The 20,556-nt window shown below is 66.5% G+C and carries 15 protein-coding genes; 7 read left to right on the top strand and 8 right to left on the bottom strand.

Annotated elements, in window-relative coordinates:
* Window positions 1-56: 56 nt before the first annotated feature.
* Window positions 57-3,575, bottom strand: a complete 3,519-nt coding sequence (gene dnaE / locus KHN96_RS10755; RefSeq protein ID WP_062738316.1) for a DNA polymerase III subunit alpha — start codon at window positions 3,573-3,575, stop codon at window positions 57-59.
* A 150-nt stretch (window positions 3,576-3,725) separates the two neighbouring features.
* Between dnaE and KHN96_RS10750 the strand changes: the two genes are divergently transcribed.
* Window positions 3,726-4,574 carry a sulfurtransferase gene (locus KHN96_RS10750; protein ID WP_062738315.1) on the top strand — a complete coding sequence of 283 codons (849 nt, stop codon included), beginning with the start codon at window positions 3,726-3,728 and terminating at the stop codon, window positions 4,572-4,574.
* A gap of 185 nt (window positions 4,575-4,759) precedes the next feature.
* Here the strand turns inward: KHN96_RS10750 and KHN96_RS10745 are convergent, their stop codons facing one another.
* Together KHN96_RS10745 and KHN96_RS10740 are read right to left on the bottom strand one after the other, a co-directional pair.
* Entirely contained in the window at window positions 4,760-5,332 is a 573-nt protein-coding gene (locus KHN96_RS10745; RefSeq protein WP_062738314.1) for a flavodoxin family protein, read from the bottom strand.
* 68 nt (window positions 5,333-5,400) lie between these two features.
* Window positions 5,401-6,099, bottom strand: a complete 699-nt coding sequence (locus tag KHN96_RS10740) for a pirin family protein (RefSeq protein WP_062738313.1) — start codon at window positions 6,097-6,099, stop codon at window positions 5,401-5,403.
* 106 nt (window positions 6,100-6,205) lie between these two features.
* Between KHN96_RS10740 and KHN96_RS10735 the strand changes: the two genes are divergently transcribed.
* Window positions 6,206-7,108, top strand: coding sequence for a LysR family transcriptional regulator (locus KHN96_RS10735; protein ID WP_062738312.1), 903 nt, complete (start codon window positions 6,206-6,208; stop codon window positions 7,106-7,108).
* A gap of 61 nt (window positions 7,109-7,169) precedes the next feature.
* Complete coding sequence (gene gluQRS / locus KHN96_RS10730; protein ID WP_062738311.1) at window positions 7,170-8,114, top strand: tRNA glutamyl-Q(34) synthetase GluQRS; 945 nt, start codon at window positions 7,170-7,172, stop codon at window positions 8,112-8,114.
* Between the two features lie 25 nt (window positions 8,115-8,139).
* Here the strand turns inward: gluQRS and KHN96_RS10725 are convergent, their stop codons facing one another.
* Window positions 8,140-9,627, bottom strand: coding sequence for a DEAD/DEAH box helicase (locus tag KHN96_RS10725; RefSeq protein ID WP_062738310.1), 1,488 nt, complete (start codon window positions 9,625-9,627; stop codon window positions 8,140-8,142).
* 232 nt (window positions 9,628-9,859) lie between these two features.
* Here KHN96_RS10725 and KHN96_RS10720 point away from each other — a divergent pair, with 232 nt between their 5' ends.
* A complete protein-coding gene (locus KHN96_RS10720) occupies window positions 9,860-10,705 on the top strand; it encodes an oxygen-binding di-iron domain-containing protein (RefSeq protein WP_062738309.1) in 846 nt (281 codons plus the stop codon).
* Here the strand turns inward: KHN96_RS10720 and KHN96_RS10715 are convergent.
* The gene (locus tag KHN96_RS10715; RefSeq protein ID WP_062738308.1) at window positions 10,659-11,345 is read right to left on the bottom strand and encodes a TetR/AcrR family transcriptional regulator; all 687 of its coding nucleotides are present in this window, start codon (window positions 11,343-11,345) and stop codon (window positions 10,659-10,661) included. The two genes, KHN96_RS10720 and KHN96_RS10715, sit on opposite strands and share 47 nt — an antisense overlap.
* Before the next feature lie 200 nt (window positions 11,346-11,545).
* On the opposite strand from KHN96_RS10715, the gene KHN96_RS10710 reads away from it, so the two are divergent.
* From KHN96_RS10710 to KHN96_RS10700, 3 genes are read left to right on the top strand one after another with little or no spacing between them, the layout of a single operon-like run.
* Window positions 11,546-13,249, top strand: a complete 1,704-nt coding sequence (locus tag KHN96_RS10710; protein ID WP_062738307.1) for an AMP-binding protein — start codon at window positions 11,546-11,548, stop codon at window positions 13,247-13,249.
* A 14-nt stretch (window positions 13,250-13,263) separates the two neighbouring features.
* Window positions 13,264-16,581: an acetyl-CoA carboxylase family protein gene (locus KHN96_RS10705; RefSeq protein ID WP_062738306.1), complete on the top strand. Its 3,318-nt coding sequence runs from the start codon at window positions 13,264-13,266 to the stop codon at window positions 16,579-16,581.
* A gap of 27 nt (window positions 16,582-16,608) precedes the next feature.
* Entirely contained in the window at window positions 16,609-17,886 is a 1,278-nt protein-coding gene (locus KHN96_RS10700; protein WP_045787329.1) for a branched-chain amino acid ABC transporter substrate-binding protein, read from the top strand.
* 4 nt (window positions 17,887-17,890) lie between these two features.
* On the opposite strand, the gene KHN96_RS10695 is transcribed toward KHN96_RS10700, so the two are convergent.
* From KHN96_RS10695 to KHN96_RS10685, 3 genes are all read right to left on the bottom strand, one after another.
* Window positions 17,891-18,895, bottom strand: coding sequence for an MBL fold metallo-hydrolase (locus KHN96_RS10695; RefSeq protein WP_062738305.1), 1,005 nt, complete (start codon window positions 18,893-18,895; stop codon window positions 17,891-17,893).
* A 208-nt stretch (window positions 18,896-19,103) separates the two neighbouring features.
* Window positions 19,104-19,595: a hypothetical protein gene (locus KHN96_RS10690; protein ID WP_062738304.1), complete on the bottom strand. Its 492-nt coding sequence runs from the start codon at window positions 19,593-19,595 to the stop codon at window positions 19,104-19,106.
* 111 nt (window positions 19,596-19,706) lie between these two features.
* Window positions 19,707-20,531, bottom strand: a complete 825-nt coding sequence (locus tag KHN96_RS10685; RefSeq protein ID WP_045787332.1) for an OmpW/AlkL family protein — start codon at window positions 20,529-20,531, stop codon at window positions 19,707-19,709.
* Window positions 20,532-20,556: the final 25 nt, after the last annotated feature.

Here is a 20,556-nt window from a genome sequence, read left to right as displayed (position 1 = left end):
GTGCAGTCGTGCGGGGGTGCGTCCCCCCGATGGCGCCCCCGCGCGCCATCTCCGGACTACTCGTAGAGCGTTGCCACGTTCTCCGCCGCCAACGCCTGGCGCAAGGCGGCGATCGCATCCTCGCTGGGGACGATGCGCCATGCATCTCCGAGCACCGCTTCGCAGCGCGCCTGCTCGCACACGTAGCTGATGCGCACCGACACGCCGTTGCCGTCGGCCGCCACGTGCGGCGTCAGCAGGTCGCGCAGCCTGGCGGCCGTGGAATCGCCGTTCATCGACAGGCGGATCGCCCGCGCGAACTTCGCACGCGCCTGGGTCAGATCCATCACGGTCTCGGCCGTCACGCGCACGCCCCCCGTGAACATGTCGTGACGCGCGCTGCCCTGCACGATCAGCACTTCGTCTTCCTTGAACAGTGCGCGATTGGCTTCGTAGACTTCGTTGAAGACCGTCACCTCGGTCGCTTCGCTGGCCGAGCCGTCGTCGAGCATGACGATCAGCATCTTGCCGCGCTGCGTCATCTGCGTGCGCAGGCCGACGATCACGCCGGCCACGGTCTTGTTGCGCGCATCGCGGTTGCCGTAGCCGCCACCGCTGCCCTTGTCGGTCACCTCGCGGGCGAGATCGGCCAGCGTCGTACGTGCAAAACGGCGCACCTCGTCGCGGTACTCGTCGAAGAGGTGCCCAGAGAGATAGAAGCCGAGCGCCTGCTTTTCTTCCTGCAGCTTGCGCTTGGTCGTCCACGCCGGTTCGTCGACGAGTTCGGGCCGATGCTGCTCGGCGTCGTCGCTGCCCATCAGGTCGAACAGCGAGACCTGATTGGCGGCGGCAGCCTTCTGTTCGGCGGCTTCCATGGCCAGGCCGATCGAGGCGAGCAGCTGCGCGCGATTGTCGTTGAGGCTGTCGAAGGCGCCGGCGCGCACCAGCGCTTCGATGGTGCGGCGATTGACCTGGCGGCGATCCACACGCTCGCAGAAGTCGAACAGATCCTTGAACGGGCCGTCTTCGCGCGCGCGCAGGATGTCTTCGATTGCGCCCTGCCCGCTGCCCTTGATGCCGCCCAGGCCGTAGCGGATGGTCTTGGCGTCGGTCGGCGTGAAGCGGTACTGGCTCGCGTTGATGTCGGGCGGCAGCACCTTCAGACCGTTCTTGCCGACCGCATCGTCATAGAGGATCTTCACCTTGTCGGTGTCGTCCATGGCGAGCGACATGTTGGCCGCCATGAATTCGGCCGGGTGATGCGCCTTGAGCCACGCGGTGTAGTACGCCAGCAGCGCATACGCGGCCGCGTGCGATTTGTTGAAACCGTAGCCGGCGAACTTCTCCATCAGGTCGAAGATCTCGTCGGCCTTTTCGGTGGAGAGCCCGTCCTTGGCTGCGCCCGCGCGGAACAACTCGCGGTGCTGCGCCATCTCTTCGGGCTTCTTCTTGCCCATCGCACGGCGCAGCAGGTCGGCGCCGCCGAGCGAGTATCCGCCCACGATCTGCGCCATCTGCATCACCTGCTCCTGGTAGACCATGATGCCGTAGGTCTCCTTGAGCACCGGCTCGACGCGCGGGTCGGGGTACTCGACCTTCTCGCGACCGTGCTTGCGGGCGCAGAAGCTCGGGATCAGGTCCATCGGGCCCGGGCGATACAGCGCCACCAGGGCGATGATGTCTTCAAAGCGGTCGGGCTTGGCGTCCTTCAGCATGCCCTGCATGCCGCGGCTTTCCAGCTGGAACACCGCCACCGTGTTGGCCGTCTTCAGGATGTCGAACGCCGCCTTGTCGTTCAGCGGAATCTGGCTGCAATTCCAGTCCGCCTTGGACGGGTCGAGCATGCGGATATAGCGCTCGGCCCAGTCGAGGATGGTCAGCGTGGTCAGGCCCAGGAAGTCGAACTTCACCAGGCCGACAGCTTCCACGTCGTCCTTGTCGTACTGGCTCACGACGCCGGCGTCTTCACCGCCCTGCGTGTAAAGCGGACAGAAGTCGGTCAGCTTGCCGGGAGCGATCAGCACGCCGCCTGCATGCATGCCGACGTTACGCGTCATGCCTTCCACGCGCTGCGCGAGCTCCAGCAGCTGCTTGACCTCTTCTTCGTTGGCTTCGCGCTCCGCCAGCAGCGGTTCTTCTTTCTTGGCCTCTTCGATGGTGACAAGCTTGCCCGGCTTGAACGGGATCAGCTTGGCGACCCCATCGACGAAGTTGTAGCCGAGGTCGAGCACGCGGCCCACGTCGCGCACGGCAGCCTTGGCCGCCATGGTGCCGAAGGTGGCGATCTGCGAGACGGCGTCCTTGCCGTACTTCTCCTTCACGTACTGGATGACGCGGTCGCGGCCGTGCTGGCAGAAGTCGATGTCGAAGTCGGGCATCGACACGCGTTCCGGGTTCAGGAAGCGCTCGAACAGCAGGTTGTACTTGAGCGGGTCGAGGTCGGTAATGCCCAACGCATAGGCCACCAGCGAGCCGGCACCCGAGCCGCGGCCCGGTCCCACCGGCACGCCGTTGTTCTTGGCCCAGTTGATGAAGTCGGCCACGATCAGGAAGTAGCCCGGGAAGCCCATCTTGATGATGGTGCCGGTCTCGAATTCCAGGCGGGCGTAGTACTCGGGCCGCTTCGATTCGCGCACGGCCTCGTCGGGGAACAGCACCTCCAGCCGCTTCTCCAGCCCTTCCTTGGCCAGTTGGACGAGGTAGTCGTCCAGCGACATGCCGTCGGGCGTCGGGAACCGCGGCAACTTGGGCTTGCCCAGCTCGAGCGTGAGGTTGCAGCGCTGCGCGATCTGCACCGCATTGGCAAGCGCAGACGGGATGTCGGCAAACAGCTCGCACATCTCGTCCTGCGTCTTGAAATACTGGTCGGTCGTGAAGCGACGCGCGCGGCGCGGGTTGGCCAGCAGGTCGCCCTCGGCAATGCAGACGCGCGCCTCGTGCGCGGTGAAGTCGTCCGGCGTCATGAACTGCACCGGGTGCGTGGCAACCACGGGCAGGTGCATCGCCGCCGCCAGCTTCACGGCCTGCTGGATGTAGGCCTCGGTGCCCGCGTGGCCCGCGCGCTGCAACTCGATGTAGAACGCGTTCGGGAACACGCGCGACCAGTGCGTTGCCAGCTTGCGCGCGAGCGCCTCGTTGCCGTTGGCCAGCGCCATGCCGATATCGCCGCCCATCGCGCCCGACAGCGCCAGCAGGCCGCCGGCCAGCGGCGCGCCCTCCACGCCAGGCTCGTCGAACCACTCGGGTGCGATTTCGGCGCGGCCACGGTGCTGGTTGGACAGCCAGGCGCGCGCCAGCAGCTGGCACAGGTTCAGATAACCCTGCTTGTTGCGCACCAGCAGCAGCAATCGGCTCGGCTTGTCGCGCTCGTCGTGATTGGTGATCCACACGTCTGCGCCCACGATGGGCTTGATGCCCTTGCCGCGCGCTTCCTTGTAGAAGCGCACGAGGCCGAACGCATTGGCGAGGTCCGTCAGCGCGAGGGCGCCCATGCCGTCCTTGGCCGCGGCCTTGACGGCATCGTCAAGGCGCACGTTGCCGTCGACGACGGAGTATTCGGAATGGAGACGGAGGTGGACGAAGCGCGGCGAATTCATCCGCGTATTGTACCGGGTGACACCTTCCGCAAAGCATTCCGAGCACGCCCGCCCGGCCTGCGGCAGCCCCGCACCGCTGCGCGGGCGGCTATAATTTCGGCTTACGAATCAACGGGTTATCCAAGCGCCTGAAAAGCGGCGCGGCAGCACATGCAGATCGTCAATATTTCCGCTTACAAATTCGTCACGCTCGAAGACCGCGAAACCCTGCGCCCCGCCCTGCTGGCCGAGTGCCAGGCGCGCGAGCTCAAGGGCACCGTGCTGCTGGCCCCCGAGGGCATCAACATCTTCCTGGCCGGCACGCGCGAGGCTATCGACGGCATCGTCGGCTGGCTGCGCGCCGACCCCCGCTTTGCCGATCTGAACCCGAAGGAAAGCCTGTCCGACCACCAGCCATTCCGTCGCCTGCTGGTGCGCCTGAAGAAGGAAATCATCACGATGCGCCACCCGCTGATCCGCCCGGAAGACGGACGGGCGCCATCGGTTTCGCCGGCCGACCTCAAGCGCTGGCTCGACCAGGGCCACGACGATGAAGGCCGCCCCGTGGTGATGCTCGATACGCGCAACGGCTTTGAAGTCGCGGTCGGCACGTTCCGCAACGCTGTCGACTACGGCATCACCAAGTTCACCGAATTCCCCCCGGCCATTGCCGCCCACAAGGACGACTTCGCAGGCAAGACCGTCGTGTCGTTCTGCACCGGCGGCATCCGCTGCGAAAAGGCGGCGATCCACATGCAGAAGATCGGCGTCGAACGGGTGTACCAGCTCGAAGGCGGCATCCTGAAGTACTTCGAAGAAGTCGGCGGCGAGCACTATGATGGCGATTGCTTCGTCTTCGACCACCGCACCGCGCTGAATGCCCAGCTGCTGCCGGCCGGCCCCAAGCAGTGCTTCGCCTGCCGCGCGGTGGTGACACCGGAAGAACAGCAATCCGCCGACTACATCCCCGGTCAGCGCTGCCCGCATTGCGCCGACCGCCAGACCCGCGCCGCCGCATGAAGCGACTGAACGCCGCCCTCCTGCTTGCACTATGCTGCCTTGCGGTGTCGGGCGGGTGCTCCACCAGCTGTGCGGGGGGCTCCAACCGGGGCGTGTTCTGCGGCACCGGCACGCGGTTCTGAACGCACGCCTCATAAAAAAACGCCGGACATGATGCCGGCGTTTTTTTATTCTGGTGCATGGGCTTACTGGGCGCCACGCACGAACTGGTTCGTGATGGCGACTATGCGTTCACCATACAGCCTGGCGGTTTCCAGGTCGCCCGGCAGCGGGCCCTCTTCCGGGCTGACATCCGACGGCGATTGCGCCAGCGCCCCGCCAAACCCGCCCAGGTAGTTGACGTCGTTGCGCGTGGCGGCCTTGGTGTTGGCCGGCATCATGCCCGTGCCCACCCAGATCATCCCGTGCTGCTGCGAGAGCGTCCACAGGTACTGGATCGAGGCGTACTTGTCTCCGTTCATCGATGCCGAGTTGGTGAAGCCGGCCGCGATCTTGTTCTTCCATGCCCCGGTAAACCAGGCCTTGGACGAGGCATCGGCAAACTTCTTGAAGTCGCCCGACACACCGCCCATGTAGGTCGGCGCGCCAAAGACGATCGCATCGACACTGGCCAGCAGGGCCCACGTGTCGTCATTGACGTCGGCCACCGAGATCAGATGCGCTTCGGCGCCGGCATTCTGGATGCCTGCGAACACGGCTTCCGCCTGCTTCTTGGTATGGCCATAACCACTGTGATAAACGACGGCAACTTTTGCCATGGGAATCCTCTTTTGGTTGGGTCGACAAAAAGACGAGAGAAACGGCGCACCAGCGTGCGCCGTCAACATTACGGCAAATCGAATACCAGCACTTCGCTGTCTTCGCCGTCCGACAGTGTCACCGCGGTTTCGTGCGTCAGCTTGGCCGCATCGCCACCGGTCAGCGCCCGGCCGTTGACGCTCACCTTGCCACGCACCACGTGCACGTAGGCGCGCCGGCCGTCTGCCAGGGACAGCGTCGCGGCTTCGGCACCGTCGAAGCGGCCGGCGTAGAGCGCCATATCCTGGTGCACCTCGACCGAGCCGTCGCGGCCATCGGCGCTGGCGATCAGCGCAAGCTTGCCGCGCTTGGCCGCCGCATCGAAATGGCGCTCTTCATAGCTCGGCGTGAGGCTCATCTGCGCGGGCAGCACCCAGATCTGCAGGAAGTGCGTCGTCTGGTCCTGCGCGTGGTTGAACTCGGAGTGACGCACGCCAGTCCCAGCCGTCATGCGCTGGACGTCGCCCGGGCGCAGCACGCTGCCGTTGCCCATGCTGTCCTTGTGCGCGAGCTCCCCGTCCAGCACGTAGCTGATGATCTCCATGTCGCGGTGGCCGTGCGTGCCGAAGCCCATGCCGGGCGCGACGCGGTCTTCGTTGATGACGCGCAGCGGCCCGAACTGCACATGCTCCGGGTCCATGTAATCGGCAAACGAGAAGCTGTGATACGACTTCAGCCAACCGTGGTCTGCGTAGCCGCGGTCCTGCGAGGGGCGCATTTCAATCATTTTGATGGATCTCCTGTCCAAATCACTTCGTTGATGTGGCAATGCTACGCACATTGGCTATATTTACGCGGTACCGCTTTGACACATCCCATCAAAAATTCTGAATATGGCGCTCTCGCTGGAATCCCTGGAAGTGCTGGACGCGATCGAACGCAAGGGCAGCTTTGCCGCAGCCGCGCAGGAGCTCGGCAAGGTGCCGTCGGCGCTTACCTATGTCGTGCGCAAGCTGGAAGACGACCTCGACGTGCTGCTGTTCGACCGCCGGCGCCACCGTGCGGAGCTGACGCCCGCCGGCCGGGCGCTCCTCGACGAAGGCCGCCACCTGCTGCAGGCCGCCGACGATCTCGCGCGCCGCGTCAAGCGCCTGGCCACCGGCTGGGAGGCCACGCTGACCATCGTGGTCGATGATCTCGTGCACTTCCGCGCACTCATGCCGGTCATCCAGGATTTCTACGCCGAGAACACCGCCACGCGCCTGCGCTTCTCCCGCGAAGTGCTGGCCGGAACATGGGATGCACTGCTCTCGGGCCGTGCCGACCTGCTGATCGGCCCGGCCCAGGTGATGCAGATGCAGGGCCTGCAGACGCGCACGCTCGGAAAGATCCCGTTCGTGTTCGCGGTGGCGGCGCACCACCCACTTGCGCGGCTGGAGGAGCCGCTGCCCGCTGCCGCCATCACGCGACATCGCATCGTTGCGGTCGGGGATACGTCACGCAGCCTCCCGGCACGCACGATCGGCGTCATGGCGGGGCAGGACACGCTGGTGGTGCCGTCGATGGCCGACAAGGTGCAAGCGCAGATCCGAGGCCTGGGCTGCGGCTGGCTGCCCGTTCCGCTGGCGCAGCCGTACCTGGACTCCGGCGTGCTGATCGCCAAGACCACTACCGAGGACGACCGTGCCGGCACCTTCCAGGTGGCCTGGCGCACGAACATGCGCGGCAAGGCACTGCAGTGGTGGGTCGACAAGCTGGAGGACCCGCGCCTGGCGCAGGCCCTGCTGATGCAGTAGCGGTAGCCGCTGCGAGATCGCGCACAATAGCGGTGTCGGTATCTGCGCCTGGAGTGCTGCGTTGTCCCAAGCCAATCTCGATTTTCCGGATTCCACCCTCGCGTCGCGCGGACCATACCGCGGGCGCTTCGCCCCGTCGCCGACGGGGCCGCTGCACATCGGCTCGCTGGTCACCGCACTGGCGAGCTGGCTCGACGCGCGCGTGCACGGCGGTACGTGGCTCGTGCGCATTGAAGACATCGACTTCCAGCGCAACGTGCCAGGCGCCGATCGCGACATCCTGGCCACGCTGGAGGCGCTCGGCCTGATCGCCGACGAAGCGCCCCAATGGCAGAGCGGCCATCTGGCGCGCTTCGAATCGGCACTGGAACGGCTGCAAACCGTCGGCAAGCTCTACCCCTGCGGCTGCACGCGGCGCGAGATTGCCGACTCCGTCACGACCATCGACGCCAACGGCCGCCTGCGTCACCAGACACTGATCTATCCCGGCACGTGCCGCAACGGCCTGCACGGGCGCCCGGCGCGCGCCTGGCGCGTGCGCGTGCCCGATCCGCAAGCCGCGACCGTGTGCTTCAACGACCGCTGGCAGGGCACCCAATGCCAGAACCTGGCCGAAGCCGTGGGCGACTTCGTGCTCAAGCGCGCCGACGGCATGTGGGCGTATCAGATCGCGGTGGTGGTGGACGATGCCGCCCAGGGCATCACCGATGTGGTCCGGGGCGCCGATCTGCTCGACTCAACCCCGCGCCAGATCTATCTCCAGCAGTTGCTCGGGTTGCCCGCACTGCGCTACCTGCACGTGCCTGTCGTCGTCAACACCGAAGGCGAAAAGCTGAGCAAGCAGACCGGCGCGCGCGCCATCGACCGCAATCAGCCGCTTGCCGCGCTCACCGAGGCAGCAAGGCATCTTGGGCTGGAGATCCACGCGCAGGATGTGGAAGGCTTCTACCGGGAGGCCGTCCCGGCATGGGCCAATCGCCTTGCACGATTGACTCCGGCGGCATAGTTGCCGCCGTTCCCGACGGCGCGCCTTAACGCTTGCGCGGCACGCCGCCCAGCAGCGCCGCGATCGGACGCTTGGCCGTGCGCGGATGCCCCGCCGGTTGTGCGGGCTTGGCGGTCTCGGCCGTTTCCGCGGGCGCCGTCGACTCGTACGGACGATTGAAGAACGGATCATCCGACGGCCGGAATGCCGGGCGGACGACGGTGTGGTCGAGCACGCGGGCGCCGTTGCGCTCCTCGCGCTCACGGGCACGGCGCACTTCGGCGCGCGCACGCTTCTCGTCACGCTCGCGGCGCTCACGGTCCCGGGACTGCTCGCCGGTAGGGTCGAACCCTTCCAGTTGCTCGCGCGGCAGGTTGCGCTTGATCAGCTTCTCGATATCGGCCAGCAGCCTCTCATCGCCGGGAGCGAACAGCGACAGTGCGTCGCCGGACGCGCCGGCACGGCCTGTGCGGCCGATACGGTGCACATAGTCTTCCGCATTGAAGGGCAGGTCGAAGTTGATCACGCACGGCATCTGCGAGATGTCGAGACCACGTGCTGCCACGTCGGTGGCGACCAGCACATCGACGGTGCCCTGCTTGAACGCTTCGAGCGTCTGCATGCGTTCGGTCTGGGTCTTGTCGCCGTGGATGGCGCTGGCGTTGATGCCTTCGCGCTCCAGCGCACGCGCCAGGCGCGAGCAGCCGATCTTGCTGTTCGAGAACACGATGCACTGGCGCGGCAGGCCCTGCTCGGCGCGCTGCTTCAACAGGTGCACGAGCGCGGCCTGCTTGTGGTTGTCCGGCACGGTGTAGATCACCTGGCGGACGTTCTCGGCCGTGGCGTTGCTGCGCGCCACTTCGATGGTCTGCGGATGACGCAGGTAGCTGGCGGCGAGCTTCTTGATCTCCGGCGAGAACGTCGCCGAGAACAGCAGCGTCTGCCGATGCGCCGGCAGCAGGTTGATGATGCGCTGCAGGTCGGGCAGGAACCCCATGTCGAGCATGCGGTCGGCTTCGTCCAGCACCAGCATGCGCACCTGCGACAGGTTCACGCTGCGCTGCTGCACGTGGTCCAGCAGGCGGCCCGGCGTCGCCACGAGGATTTCCACACCGCGCCGCAGTTGCTCGGTCTGCGGGTTCATGTCGACGCCGCCGAACACGACGGCGCTGCGCAACGCCGTGTACTTCGCGTACTTGGCAACGTTGTCGTACACCTGGTCGGCCAGCTCGCGCGTGGGCGTCAGGATCAGCGCCCGCACCGGGTGGCGCGCCGGCGATGCGCTCGTATTGGCGTCCGGCAGCAGGTTCTGGATGATCGGCAGCGAGAAGCCGGCGGTCTTGCCGGTGCCCGTTTGCGCCGCGCCCATGACGTCACGGCCGGCAGTGACCACCGGAATGGCAGCCGCCTGGATAGGCGTGGGCTTGGTATAGCCGCTTTCGGCCAGCGCACGGAGGATATCGGCGTGCAGGCCAAAGCTGTCGAATGTCACCGATTCGTTGACCGGCGCTTCTGACGATGTCGCAGTGTTCATAGGGGGATGCAGCATGCCGGGTGGCATGGCGGCGCGACAGACTCAGGCGGAAACACCCGCGAGCGGCTCGCGCAAAGCGTTAAAAATCAAAAGTTTATCACGTGCAGCCTAGGCAAGACCGACAACGGACAGCGCCGGGCTCCTGTCGGGTCACGCGAGCCTTGACACGGATCAAGCGCCGGCGCGCGGCGCTGCGCGACCATCGCGGCATCCCAACCGCGCCCTGCCCGCCATGGTCACCACCCTGTATGAAGCGCCCCAGCACGTCTGCCTGATGTTCTCCGACCTCGTCGACGACCACGACGCCCTGCCGGTGCAGACCAACCAGTTCCTCATCGTCGACCACGGCCACGGCGCGCTCATCGACCCCGGCGGCCAGATGACGTACAACGCGCTCTTCCTGGCGATGAACCGCTACTTTGCGCCGAAGCAGCTCGACTATGTGCTTGCCTCGCATGCCGACCCGGACATCGTTGCCTCCGCCGGAAGATGGCTCACGAGTTCGAGCTGCGACATCCTGATCTCGCGCGTGTGGGAACGGTTTCTGCCGCACTTCTGCAACGTGGGCAAGACCGAAGGTCGCATCGTGCCGATCCCGGATACGGGCATGGCGATCCCGCTCGGCAACACGCACCTGCTGGCGGTGCCGGCGCACTTCCTGCACTCGGAGGGCAATTTCCAGTTCTACGATCCGCAGTCGCGCATCCTGTTTTCGGGCGACCTGGGAGCGTCGATGGTGCATGCCAATGTGGCTGCCACACCGGTGAAGGATTTTGATGCGCACCTGCCGCTGATGGCGCCGTTCCACCGCCGCTACATGAGCGGCAACCGGGTGTGCCGGCTGTGGGCGCAGATGGTGCGCGGGCTCGACATCGAATGGATCGTGCCGCAGCACGGTCAGGCCTTCCGCGGCAAGACCATGGTCAATCGGTTCATCGATTGGGTGGAAACGCTCGATTGCGGCATCGACCTGATGACGCCGGAGACTTTCCGGCTCCCCGCGCTGCCGCCAGGGGCAACGGGGGCTACGCTCAGCGCGCGCGCTGGGGCCCGGGGCTCGGAGCAGCCGGCAGGATGATCTTCATCATGGCGTCGGCCAGTTCGCGCGCCAGCACCTCGGCGTCGATGCGCGACGGGTCATGCCACGTGTACATGAAACCCATGACGCCGCCCATGGCGTGTGCCGCGACGCGTGCATCGCCAAACTCGAACACGCCCAGGCGCTTGCCTTCGTCGAGCAGCGCATACAGGTCGCGATAGTACGCGCGCGACATCGCGCCCATCCATTCGATCGTCTCGGGGCGCAGGTACTGGCGGTCGCGATAGCAGAGCGTGGCCGAGTAATGGCACGCGATGCAGCGTCGGGCCAGTTCCAGCATGCACGCATGCAGGCGTTCGCGCACCGGCAACGCCGGGTCGGCCGTCTCGCGGATGGCCGACATGGTGATCCGCGCCGACTCGCGGCACAGGATGTCGAAGATCTCGTACTTGTCGGTGAAGTAGTAATACACCGCCGGCTTGGTCACGCCGAGCGCGCTGCACAGATCACTCATCGTCATGCCGGCGTAGCCCTTCGTGAAGAAGAGCTGGGCGGCGGTATCGAGAATCTGGCGGCGGCGCGCCTCCTGCCGCTCGGCAATGTGCGGGCGCATCGACGGCGCTTCGGCTTCGGCAGGCGGATTCACGTCGGAGACAGCGGTTTTGCGGACGGAGGACATAGCGCGCATTTTCGCACGCCGCCCGGGAACACGCCGTAGCGTGCGCACATCCTGGCGGCCCGGCATCCTGGAATGCTTGACGCCTCAAAAAACGGCTCCTATATTCATACCCGTTGGTATAAAAATCTACCATCAAGTATAGACAGTGCGACGCCCACGGGCGTATGCCCTGCACAACCCAACGGAGACAAGCTTTGGCGATGGACGAGTCCGAGTATCTCGGCCGCGTTCGCGCGCTCTGGGCGCGCGCATGGCCGGTCGATGCCCCCCGCGAACCCCACTACCCCATCGGACGCGTCGCCCTGACCGAGTATCTGCGCCACTGGGCCCGCACCACGCCAGACAAACCGGCCATCCACTTCTACGGGCACGACACGACGTTCGCCCAGCTCGATGACCTGTCTGACCGCTTTGCGGCGCTGCTAGCCCGGCACGGCATTGGCGCGGGCGATCGCGTGGGGGTGTTCCTCTCGAACTGTCCGCAATTCAATGTGGTGTTCTTCGGCATCCTGAAGCTCGGTGCCGTGTATGTGCCGATCAGCCCGCTATCGCAGCGCGCGGAGTTGATGCATGCGCTCACCGACGCGACGCCGCGCGCCATCGTCACGCTGGATCGGCTGATGCCGCTGGTGCGCGACGTGCGGGCCGAGACATCGCTCGAGCATGTTTTCGTCACGCGCTATGCGGATGTGGTGCCCGCGCAGCCGACGCTGCCGCTGCCCGCGATGCTGGCCGAAGCGCCCGCCCCCTGCGATGACGCCATCGACCTGGTGCCGGCGCTGGCAAACACTGCGCCCATCGCTTTGCCGCCCGCTGGGCTCGACGCCCCCGCCGCGCTGAACTACACCGGCGGCACGACGGGCCTGCCCAAGGGCTGCATCCACACGCAGGGCGACATGGTCGACATGGCCGCCGCGTTTTCGGCCGTGTCGCTGCGCGCAGACGGCGACACTGTCATGCTGAGCTTCTATCCGCAGTTCTGGATTGCCGGCGAGAACACCGGGCTGATCTTTCCCGCGTTCCTCGGCGTGCCGCTGGTGCTGCTGGCGCGCTGGGATGCCGAGGCCTTCATGGCCGGCGTGCAGCGCTACCGCGTCACCAACGGCTCAATGCTCGTCGACAGCGCGGCCGAAGTGATGGCGCATCCGCGCGTGCACGAATACAACCTGCGCTCGCTGCGGCACACGGGCGTGTCGTCGTTCGTCAAGAAGCTGAACCCGGAGTACCGCCGCGCGTGGCGGGAGCTCACCGGCTCGATGATGGCCGAGAGCGCCTGGGGCATGACCGAAACGCAAACCTGCAACACCTTCACGGTCGGCATGCAGGATGACGATTTCGACCTGCGTTCGCAGCCGATCTTCGTGGGACTGCCCGTGCCGGGCACCGACTTCAAGATCTGCGATTTCGACACGCACGAAGTCCTGCCCATCGGCGCAGAGGGCGAACTGTGCGTGCGCACCCCTACGCTGCTCAAGGGCTACTGGAACAAGCCGGAAGCGACTGCACAAACCCTGCGCAACGGCTGGTTCCACACCGGCGACATCGGCTGCATCGACGAGCACGGCTACATCCATTACCTCGGCCGCCGCAAGGAGATGCTCAAGGTCAATGGCATGAGCGTATTCCCGGCCGAGATCGAAGCCATGCTCGGCAAGCACCCCGCTGTGCTGGGCTCCGCCGTGGTCGGCCGCGCCGACGAGCAGCGCGGCCAGGTCCCGGTCGCGTTCGTGATGCTGCGCCCCGAGGCCGTCGGCACGCTGGACGACGCGACGCTCACCCAGTGGTGCCGCGACAACATGGCGGTCTACAAGGTGCCCATCGTGCGCATCGTCGATGCCCTGCCGCTCACGGCCACGGGCAAGGTACGCAAGCAGGATCTCGCGCCGCTCGCAGAACGGATTTGACGCCTCCCCCTCACATGACGTTTCGCAAACTGCTGATCGCCAATCGCGGCGAGATCGCCATTCGCATTGCCCGCGCGGCTGCCTCGGTCGGCCTGCCTTGCACCGCCGTCTATTCCGAAGACGACCGGGATGCCCTGCACCCGCTGCGCGCCGACGAAGCCGTACCCTTGCCCGGCACCGGCCCCCGTGCGTACCTCGATGGCGAAGCGATTCTCGCCGCCGCGCGCGCCGTGGGCGCCGACGCGCTCCACCCCGGCTACGGCTTTCTGAGCGAGCACGCCGCGTTCGCGCGCCGGTGCGCCGAAGCCGGCGTGCAGTTCATCGGCCCTGCCCCGCGCGTTCTCGACATGTTCGGCGACAAGGCCCGCGCTCGGGCGCTGGCACACGAAGCCGGCATCCCGATCGTCAATGGCACACGCGGCGCAACGTCGGTGCAGGAGGCGCAGGCGTTCTTCGCGGCGCTGCCGCCGTCGCACGGCATGATGATCAAGGCCGTGGCCGGCGGCGGGGGACGCGGCATGCGCGCCGTGCACGATGCGGCTGCGATTGCGCAGGCCTATGCGCGCTGCGTGTCCGAGGCCCAGGCCGCATTCGGCAGCGGCGACGTCTACGTGGAAGCACTGGTGCCGGCGCCGCGCCACATTGAAATCCAGATCGTTGCAGACGCACACGGCAATGTCGCGCACCTGGGCGAGCGCGAATGCAGCCTGCAGCGCCGTCACCAGAAGCTGATCGAGATCGCACCCAGCCCCGCGCTGGACGACGCCCTGCGCGCGGGCATCGCCGACGCGGCCATTGCGCTCGCCAAAGCGGCCGGCTACTGCGGCATCGGCACATTCGAGTTTCTGGTGGAAGGCGCCGGCACACCGCACGCCGCGTTCTACTTCATGGAAGCCAACCCGCGCGTGCAGGTCGAACACACCGTCACGGAGATGGTGACGGGTGTCGACCTCGTGGCGACGCAATTGGCGCTCGCGCAAGGGGCGTCGCTGGCAGAGCTTGGGCTGGGCCAGCCGATCGCACCGCGCGGCCACGCTGTCCAGGTGCGCATCAATGCCGAAACGCTCGACGCTTCCGGCCAGCCGCATCCGTCCACCGGCACGCTTGCCGCGTTCGAGCCACCCAATGGCCCGGGTGTGCGCGTCGACACGTGCGGCTACGTCGGCTATCGGCCGAACCCGCGCTTCGATTCGCTGCTCGCCAAGCTGATCGTCCATACAGCGCGCGGCACGTATGCGCAGGCGCTGGCGCAGACGTACCGCGCACTGTGCGAATTCCGCATCGAAGGGTTGGCGACGAACAAGCGGCTGCTGCAGGATCTCCTGAGCGATGCAGACGTGCAGGCCAACGCGGTCCACACGCAGTTTCTCGACGCGCGCCTGACGGAGCTGCTGAACGCCAGCGACGGTGCGCACCGAGCGTTTCATCCGTCGTCGGATGCCGCGGCAGATCCGGATGGGCAGGCGCGCCACGTCCCCATCGATGATCTGCCGGACGATGCCGAACTGCTGACGGCGCCCATGGACGGTGCGCTGATCCAGATCCACGCGGAAGCCGGCGCAGCCGTCACGCGCGGCCAGGTGCTGGCCGTGATGGAGGCGATGAAGATGGAACACGTGGTGCTCGCGCCGGCATCCGGGCACGTGCTTCAGGTGTATGCACAACCCGGCGCCACCATGCGCGAAGGCCAGCCGCTGCTGGCGCTGCAGCTGGACGATGCCGACCAGCACGCCGAAGCGGCGGACGTTGAAGTCGACCTGGACCACATCCGCCCCGATCTGCAGGCCGTCATCGACCGCCATGCCTTCGGGCTCGACGAGAACCGGCCCGAGGCCGTCGCCCGCCGACGCAAGACGGGCCAGCGCACCGCGCGCGAGAACATCGCGCACCTGTGCGATGCCGATTCGTTCATCGAGTACGGCGCCCTGGCCATCGCCGCGCAACGGCAACGGCGCTCGCTGGACGACCTGATCCGCTCGACGCCGGCTGACGGCATCATCACCGGCATCGGCACCGTCAACGGCGCGCACTTTCCCGACCAGGACGCCCGCTGCATGGTGCTGGCCTATGACTACACCGTACTGGCCGGCACGCAGGGCACCTTCAACCACAAGAAGACCGACCGCGCGCTGGACCTGGCGCAGCAGTGGAAGCTGCCCGTCGTGCTGTTTGCCGAAGGCGGCGGCGGCCGGCCCGGCGACACCGAGAAGCGCGGCATCAGCGGGCTGGACTGCCCGACCTTCATCCAGTTCGCGCGCCTGTCGGGGCTCGTGCCGACGGTGGGCATCGTGTCGGGGCGGTGCTTTGCCGGCAATGCGGCGCTGCTCGGTTGCGCCGACGTGATCATCGCCACGCGCGATGCCACCATCGGCATGGGCGGACCGGCCATGATCGAGGGCGGCGGCCTGGGCGTGTATGCCCCCGAGGAGGTCGGCCCCGTGAGCGTGCAGGCCCCCAACGGCGTGATCGACGTGCTCGTCGAGAACGAAGCGCAAGCCGTGGACGCGGCGCGCCAATACCTCAGCTACTTCCAGGGCCCGCTCGCCCACTGGAGCGCCAGCGACGCCCGACGCCTGCGCCACGTGATCCCGGAAAACCGCTTGCGCAGCTACGACATGCGCGCCGTCATCGATGCACTGGCCGACACCGGCTCCGTGCTGGAGCTGCGCAAGGCGTTTGGCGTGGGCATCATCACCGCGCTGATCCGCATCGAAGGCCGCGCATTCGGCTGCATTGCCAACAACCCCCGGCATCTCGGCGGCGCCATCGATTCGGCCGCCGCCGACAAGGCCTCACGCTTCATGCAGCTGTGCAACGCCTTTGACCTGCCGATCGTCTCGCTGTGCGACACGCCGGGCTTCATGGTGGGCCCTGAAGCGGAGAAGACGGCCACCGTGCGCCACGTCTGCCGGATGTTCGTCACGGCGGGCAACCTGCGCGTGCCGCTCTTCACGGTGGTGCTGCGCAAGGGCTACGGCCTTGGGGCGATGGCGATGGCGGCGGGCGGCTTCCAGGCGCCGTTCTTCACGGCGTCGTGGCCGAGCGGCGAATTTGGCGCCATGGGCATCGAGGGCGCCATCCGCCTCGGCTACCGGAAGGAGCTGGAAGCGGTGCAAGACCCGGCCGAGCGCGAGGCGCTGTTCCGCAAGATGGTTGACGAGGCCTACGAGCAAGGCCGCGCGCTCAACATTGCGAGCTATCTCGAGATCGACGCGGTGATCGACCCCGCCGACACGCGCCGCTGGCTGCTGCGCGGGCTGCGATCGGTGCCGCCTGCCCCGCCGCGGCATACGCGCGACCCTGCCTCGCGCCGCTTCATCGATACGTGGTAGGCCACAACGAACAATCAAGGAGACCCCATGGCTGCATCGTTCCGCTTCGCCCGTCCGTTGTCAGCGCTGGCCTGTGCCGCGACGCTGCTTTGCGCACCGCAGGCGCACGCCGCCGATGCCGCGCCGATCAAGGTCGCGTTCATCGATCAGCTGAGTGGCCCGCTCTCCAACGTGGGCGAGCAGTTCCTGGCCAACATCAAGCTCGCCATCGACGACGCCAACGCGCAGCCGCAGGGCGTGCTCAGCGGTGCGCGCTACGAACTGTCGACGTACGACAACAAGCTCTCGGCGCAGGACAGCCTGTCGGCGTTGCAGAGCGCGATCGATGCCGGCGCGAAGATCGTCTTCACCGGGGGTTCGGGCTCGTCCGTGGTGGCGGCCATGGTCGATGCGGCCACCAAGCACAACGAGCGCAATCCGGCCAAGCGGGTGCTCATCATCAACTACGCGTCGATCGACCCGGACCTGACGGGCGCGCACTGCAGCTTCTGGCACTTCGCCACCGAGGCGAACACGGCCATGAAGATGCGCGCGCTGGCCAACTTCGTGAAGACGCAGCCCGACATCCGCAAGGTCTACTCGCTCAACCAGGATTACGCGCATGGGCGGCTGTGGGCGTCGCTGGGCAAGCAGATGATCTCTGCGGCACGGCCCGACGTGCAGTTCACCGGCGAGACGCTGCACCCGATCGGCAAGGTGAAGGACTTCGCGCCCTATGCTTCGAAAGCCAAGGCCAGCGGCGCCGATACGCTGCTCACTGGCAACTGGGGGCAGGATCTGAACCTGCTCATCAAGGCCGCCGGTGACATGGGCTACGACGTGCGCTACCTGAACCACAGTGGCGCGGGCGCACCCGGCACAGTGCTGGCGGTATCACAGGCCAAGCTCGGCAAGGTGACGTGGGTGTCGGAATGGACGCCGGGCAGCGGCAACGCGCAGCTGATGCAGATGGACGCCCGTGCCCGGCAGACGGCCGCCGGCGAGCATTTCGCACCGCGGACCGTGCTCTCGGTCGAACTGCTGACCGATGCCATCCGCAAGGCCCATTCGGCCGACCCGCTGAAGATCGCCCTTGCCCTGGAGGGCATGCAGAAGCAGAGCTTCCTCGGCGAAGTCACCATGCGCAAGGTCGACCACCAACTGCTGCTGCCGCAGGTCGTCTCGACGATCGCACCGGTGGACGGCAAGACCGTCAAGGTCGGCTATGACGGCACGCAATGGGGCCACAAGACCGAAAGCACCACCGCCGCCAAAGACCTCGACCTGCCGACCACGTGCAAGATGAAGCGGCCGGCAGGCGCGTGACGGTTCAGTCTGCGCGGTCGGTGCGCAAGGGGCCGTACTCGATCGGCACCCAGGCGAAGGCCTTGCCGTCCTTGCGCACGTGGCCCAGGCCCGGGAACGGCAGATGCGCACCGGCCACCCACAGCTTGTTCTGCGCCGCGTCGGCAAACAGCTTGCGGCGCGAGGCCACGGCCTGCTTCTGGTCGACGTCGTATTCGAACGCGACCTCGGGGTGCTGGAACTGCACCGCGTGGCTGTGGACGATGTCGCCCCACACCAGCAGGCTGCGGCCCTTGGAACTCACCAGGTAGCCGCTATGCCCCGGCGTATGGCCGTTCGCCACCACCGAGCGCACGCCCTCCACCACTTCGTCGCCGGGCTTGAACTGCTTCAGCCTGCCGGCGGCGGCGTACGGCGCCACGGCATCGCGTGCCATCTTGAAGAACGGCTGCATGTCTTTCGGCTTGGATGCCGCGATCGTCTCGCTGAGCCAGAAATCCGCTTCCGGCGCAGCCACATACACCTGCGCGTTGGGGAACGTCGGCTGGCCTTGCGGCGTCAGCAGGCCGCACGCGTGATCCGGGTGCAGATGGGTGAGCAGCACCGCATCGACCTGCTCGGGCTGGTAACCGGACGCGCGCACGTTGCCCGCCAGGCCGCCCATGGTCGGACCGAAGCAGGTACCCGAACCCGTATCGACGAGGATGCGCTTGCTGCCCGTGTCGATCAGGTAGCCGTTCACGGCAGTCTGCATGCCGGGTGTGCTCGATACGAACATGCGTGCCAGCAGGCTCTGCACCGACTGCGCGTTCATGCCCACCAGCGTTTTGGCAGGCAGGTCGACGTAGCCGTCGTACAGCGCGGTCACGACGTCATCCCCGAGCGCCATGCGGTAGTAGCCGGGCACCTGCGTGCGTTGCTGTGCAATGGCGGGTGCCGGTGTGGCGGCAGGCGTGGCGGTCTGTGCGTGGACGATGCCGACGGATGCGGCCATCGCAACGGCCGCTGCGGCGGAAGTGAGCAAACGCATGTCTTGGCTCCTGAAGATTGGCCGCTGCCCCGGTGCAGCGGCGCAAGCGCGATCATGCCACTTCCGAAGCACATGCGTTGTCGCTATTGGCGACAGGGGTATTGCCCTGAGAAGCACGCCCCAGAACAAGCCAGGCCCGACATGCCGGGCCCATTGCTTCATGCCGATTGACAGCGGCTGCGCATCCGCGGGCCAACCGGTGGCGTGCTTACTGCACCGTGAACTTCGGCGACGAATACACGGTGCCACCGACCTTGCAGTCCGGGTCCATCGGCGCGTTGGTGAACGTGAGCGACGATGCATCGTTGTTCCACGTCGTCACCACCTTGCTCGGGCCGCACTTGCCCGCCAGGAAGACATTGACGGCAGCGTTGTTGATGGTCAGCTGCGTGGTGCTGTCCGCCTGCCCGGTCCACGGCGTGAGGCCGGTGATCAGGCCGCACGTCCCGCCACCGGCAAAGGTGGTTGACGTGATGTTGACGATGCCCGACGGTGTGATGGTGCCGTTGAACGTCACCGTGCAGTTGGCGCTCAGGATGCTCTTGGACAACGTGGTTGCGCCGGTCACGGAGAACGGCTCGCCGTTCGGGTTCATCGGCTGGCCATCGACACGCGAAACGGTGACGGCCAGTGCGGGTGTGGCTGCTACGGTGGCAAGTGCGAGTGCAACTGCAAGAGATACGACTTTACGTGTGCTCATTTATTGCCTCACTGGAACTGACGGTGGAAACCGTCTTAAGAAAGCGGCGGGAACCCGTTCCCGTTGGACGCCCGCCGCGCCGATTTAGCCAGGTAGACAGCCGGCACCCGGCTAAAACTTGTACGACACCCCCACGAACGTGATGATCGGATTGGCCTTCAGCGTGGTCTTCGTGGTGGCGAGCGTCGTGCCGTCCGCGGCCTTGATCACGGTGGCGGCTTCGGTCTTGAGCGGGATGTACGACACCGTTGCCGTCAGCGCCCAGCGCTCGTTGATGGCATAGCTCGCGCCCAGGTTGAAGATCGGCGACCACGACGACGAGGATTTCCCCTCCACGCTCGTCGGCCCCGGCTTGCCCGCACCCGCGGCGAGCACGCTGCCCAGCTCGCGATTGACGGCCGAAGCAAAGTTCGGATTCAGCTCGATGTTGGTGAAGAAGCTGTAGACCACGCCCGCGCCCACGAACGGCCGGAACTTCGATTGCGCATGCCCGAAGTAGTACTGCAGGATGACGCCGGGGCTCCACTGGCGCGCCTTGCGCACCGCCGGCTGGTTCGAAGGATCATCCAGGTCCACATGCCCGAGCGCGCCTGCCGGCCCGGGCGCGCGGATCACGCCATGCCCGGTCAGCTTGAATTCGGGCGGCACGCCGGCAATCGTGGTCAGCGCGATGTTGTCCGTAAAGAAGTGCGTGAGCGTCAGGCCGAGCGTGTCGGCGTTGTTGACCGTCAGGCCGCTGTTGGGCGACGTGAAGCTGCGCGGCAGGCGCAGCGGGTCGTTGATCGGCGCGTTGATCACCGTGGTCGTCAGGTTGTTGCTGGAGTCCTGCGGCATGATGTGGAACCACCCCAGCGTGGCCACGTTGTCGCCGGCCTGCTGCGCCATGGCGCCGCCCGTTGCACAAGCCGCCATCAATGCGACAGTCAGTCGTTTCATGTTCCTTCCTCCTGTTGTTCTGAGC

Source organism: Ralstonia mannitolilytica (genome assembly GCF_905397375.1).
Lineage (GTDB): Bacteria > Pseudomonadota > Gammaproteobacteria > Burkholderiales > Burkholderiaceae > Ralstonia > Ralstonia mannitolilytica.
Note: the sequence above shows the minus strand (reverse complement) of the source record. Positions and strands in the feature narration are given on the sequence as shown.

Excerpts from the sequence above, each read along its gene's own strand:
- dnaE (WP_062738316.1), bottom strand. The coding sequence starts at position 3,575 with ATGAATTCGCCGCGCTTCGTCCACCTCCGTCTCCATTCCGAATACTCC.
- KHN96_RS10750 (WP_062738315.1), top strand. The coding sequence starts at position 3,726 with ATGCAGATCGTCAATATTTCCGCTTACAAATTCGTCACGCTCGAAGAC.
- KHN96_RS10745 (WP_062738314.1), bottom strand. The coding sequence starts at position 5,332 with ATGGCAAAAGTTGCCGTCGTTTATCACAGTGGTTATGGCCATACCAAG.
- KHN96_RS10740 (WP_062738313.1), bottom strand. The coding sequence starts at position 6,099 with ATGATTGAAATGCGCCCCTCGCAGGACCGCGGCTACGCAGACCACGGT.
- KHN96_RS10735 (WP_062738312.1), top strand. The coding sequence starts at position 6,206 with ATGGCGCTCTCGCTGGAATCCCTGGAAGTGCTGGACGCGATCGAACGC.
- KHN96_RS10725 (WP_062738310.1), bottom strand. The coding sequence starts at position 9,627 with ATGAACACTGCGACATCGTCAGAAGCGCCGGTCAACGAATCGGTGACA.
- KHN96_RS10720 (WP_062738309.1), top strand. The coding sequence starts at position 9,860 with ATGGTCACCACCCTGTATGAAGCGCCCCAGCACGTCTGCCTGATGTTC.
- KHN96_RS10715 (WP_062738308.1), bottom strand. The coding sequence starts at position 11,345 with ATGTCCTCCGTCCGCAAAACCGCTGTCTCCGACGTGAATCCGCCTGCC.
- KHN96_RS10710 (WP_062738307.1), top strand. The coding sequence starts at position 11,546 with ATGGACGAGTCCGAGTATCTCGGCCGCGTTCGCGCGCTCTGGGCGCGC.
- KHN96_RS10705 (WP_062738306.1), top strand. The coding sequence starts at position 13,264 with ATGACGTTTCGCAAACTGCTGATCGCCAATCGCGGCGAGATCGCCATT.
- KHN96_RS10700 (WP_045787329.1), top strand. The coding sequence starts at position 16,609 with ATGGCTGCATCGTTCCGCTTCGCCCGTCCGTTGTCAGCGCTGGCCTGT.
- KHN96_RS10695 (WP_062738305.1), bottom strand. The coding sequence starts at position 18,895 with ATGCGTTTGCTCACTTCCGCCGCAGCGGCCGTTGCGATGGCCGCATCC.
- KHN96_RS10690 (WP_062738304.1), bottom strand. The coding sequence starts at position 19,595 with ATGAGCACACGTAAAGTCGTATCTCTTGCAGTTGCACTCGCACTTGCC.
- KHN96_RS10685 (WP_045787332.1), bottom strand. The coding sequence starts at position 20,531 with ATGAAACGACTGACTGTCGCATTGATGGCGGCTTGTGCAACGGGCGGC.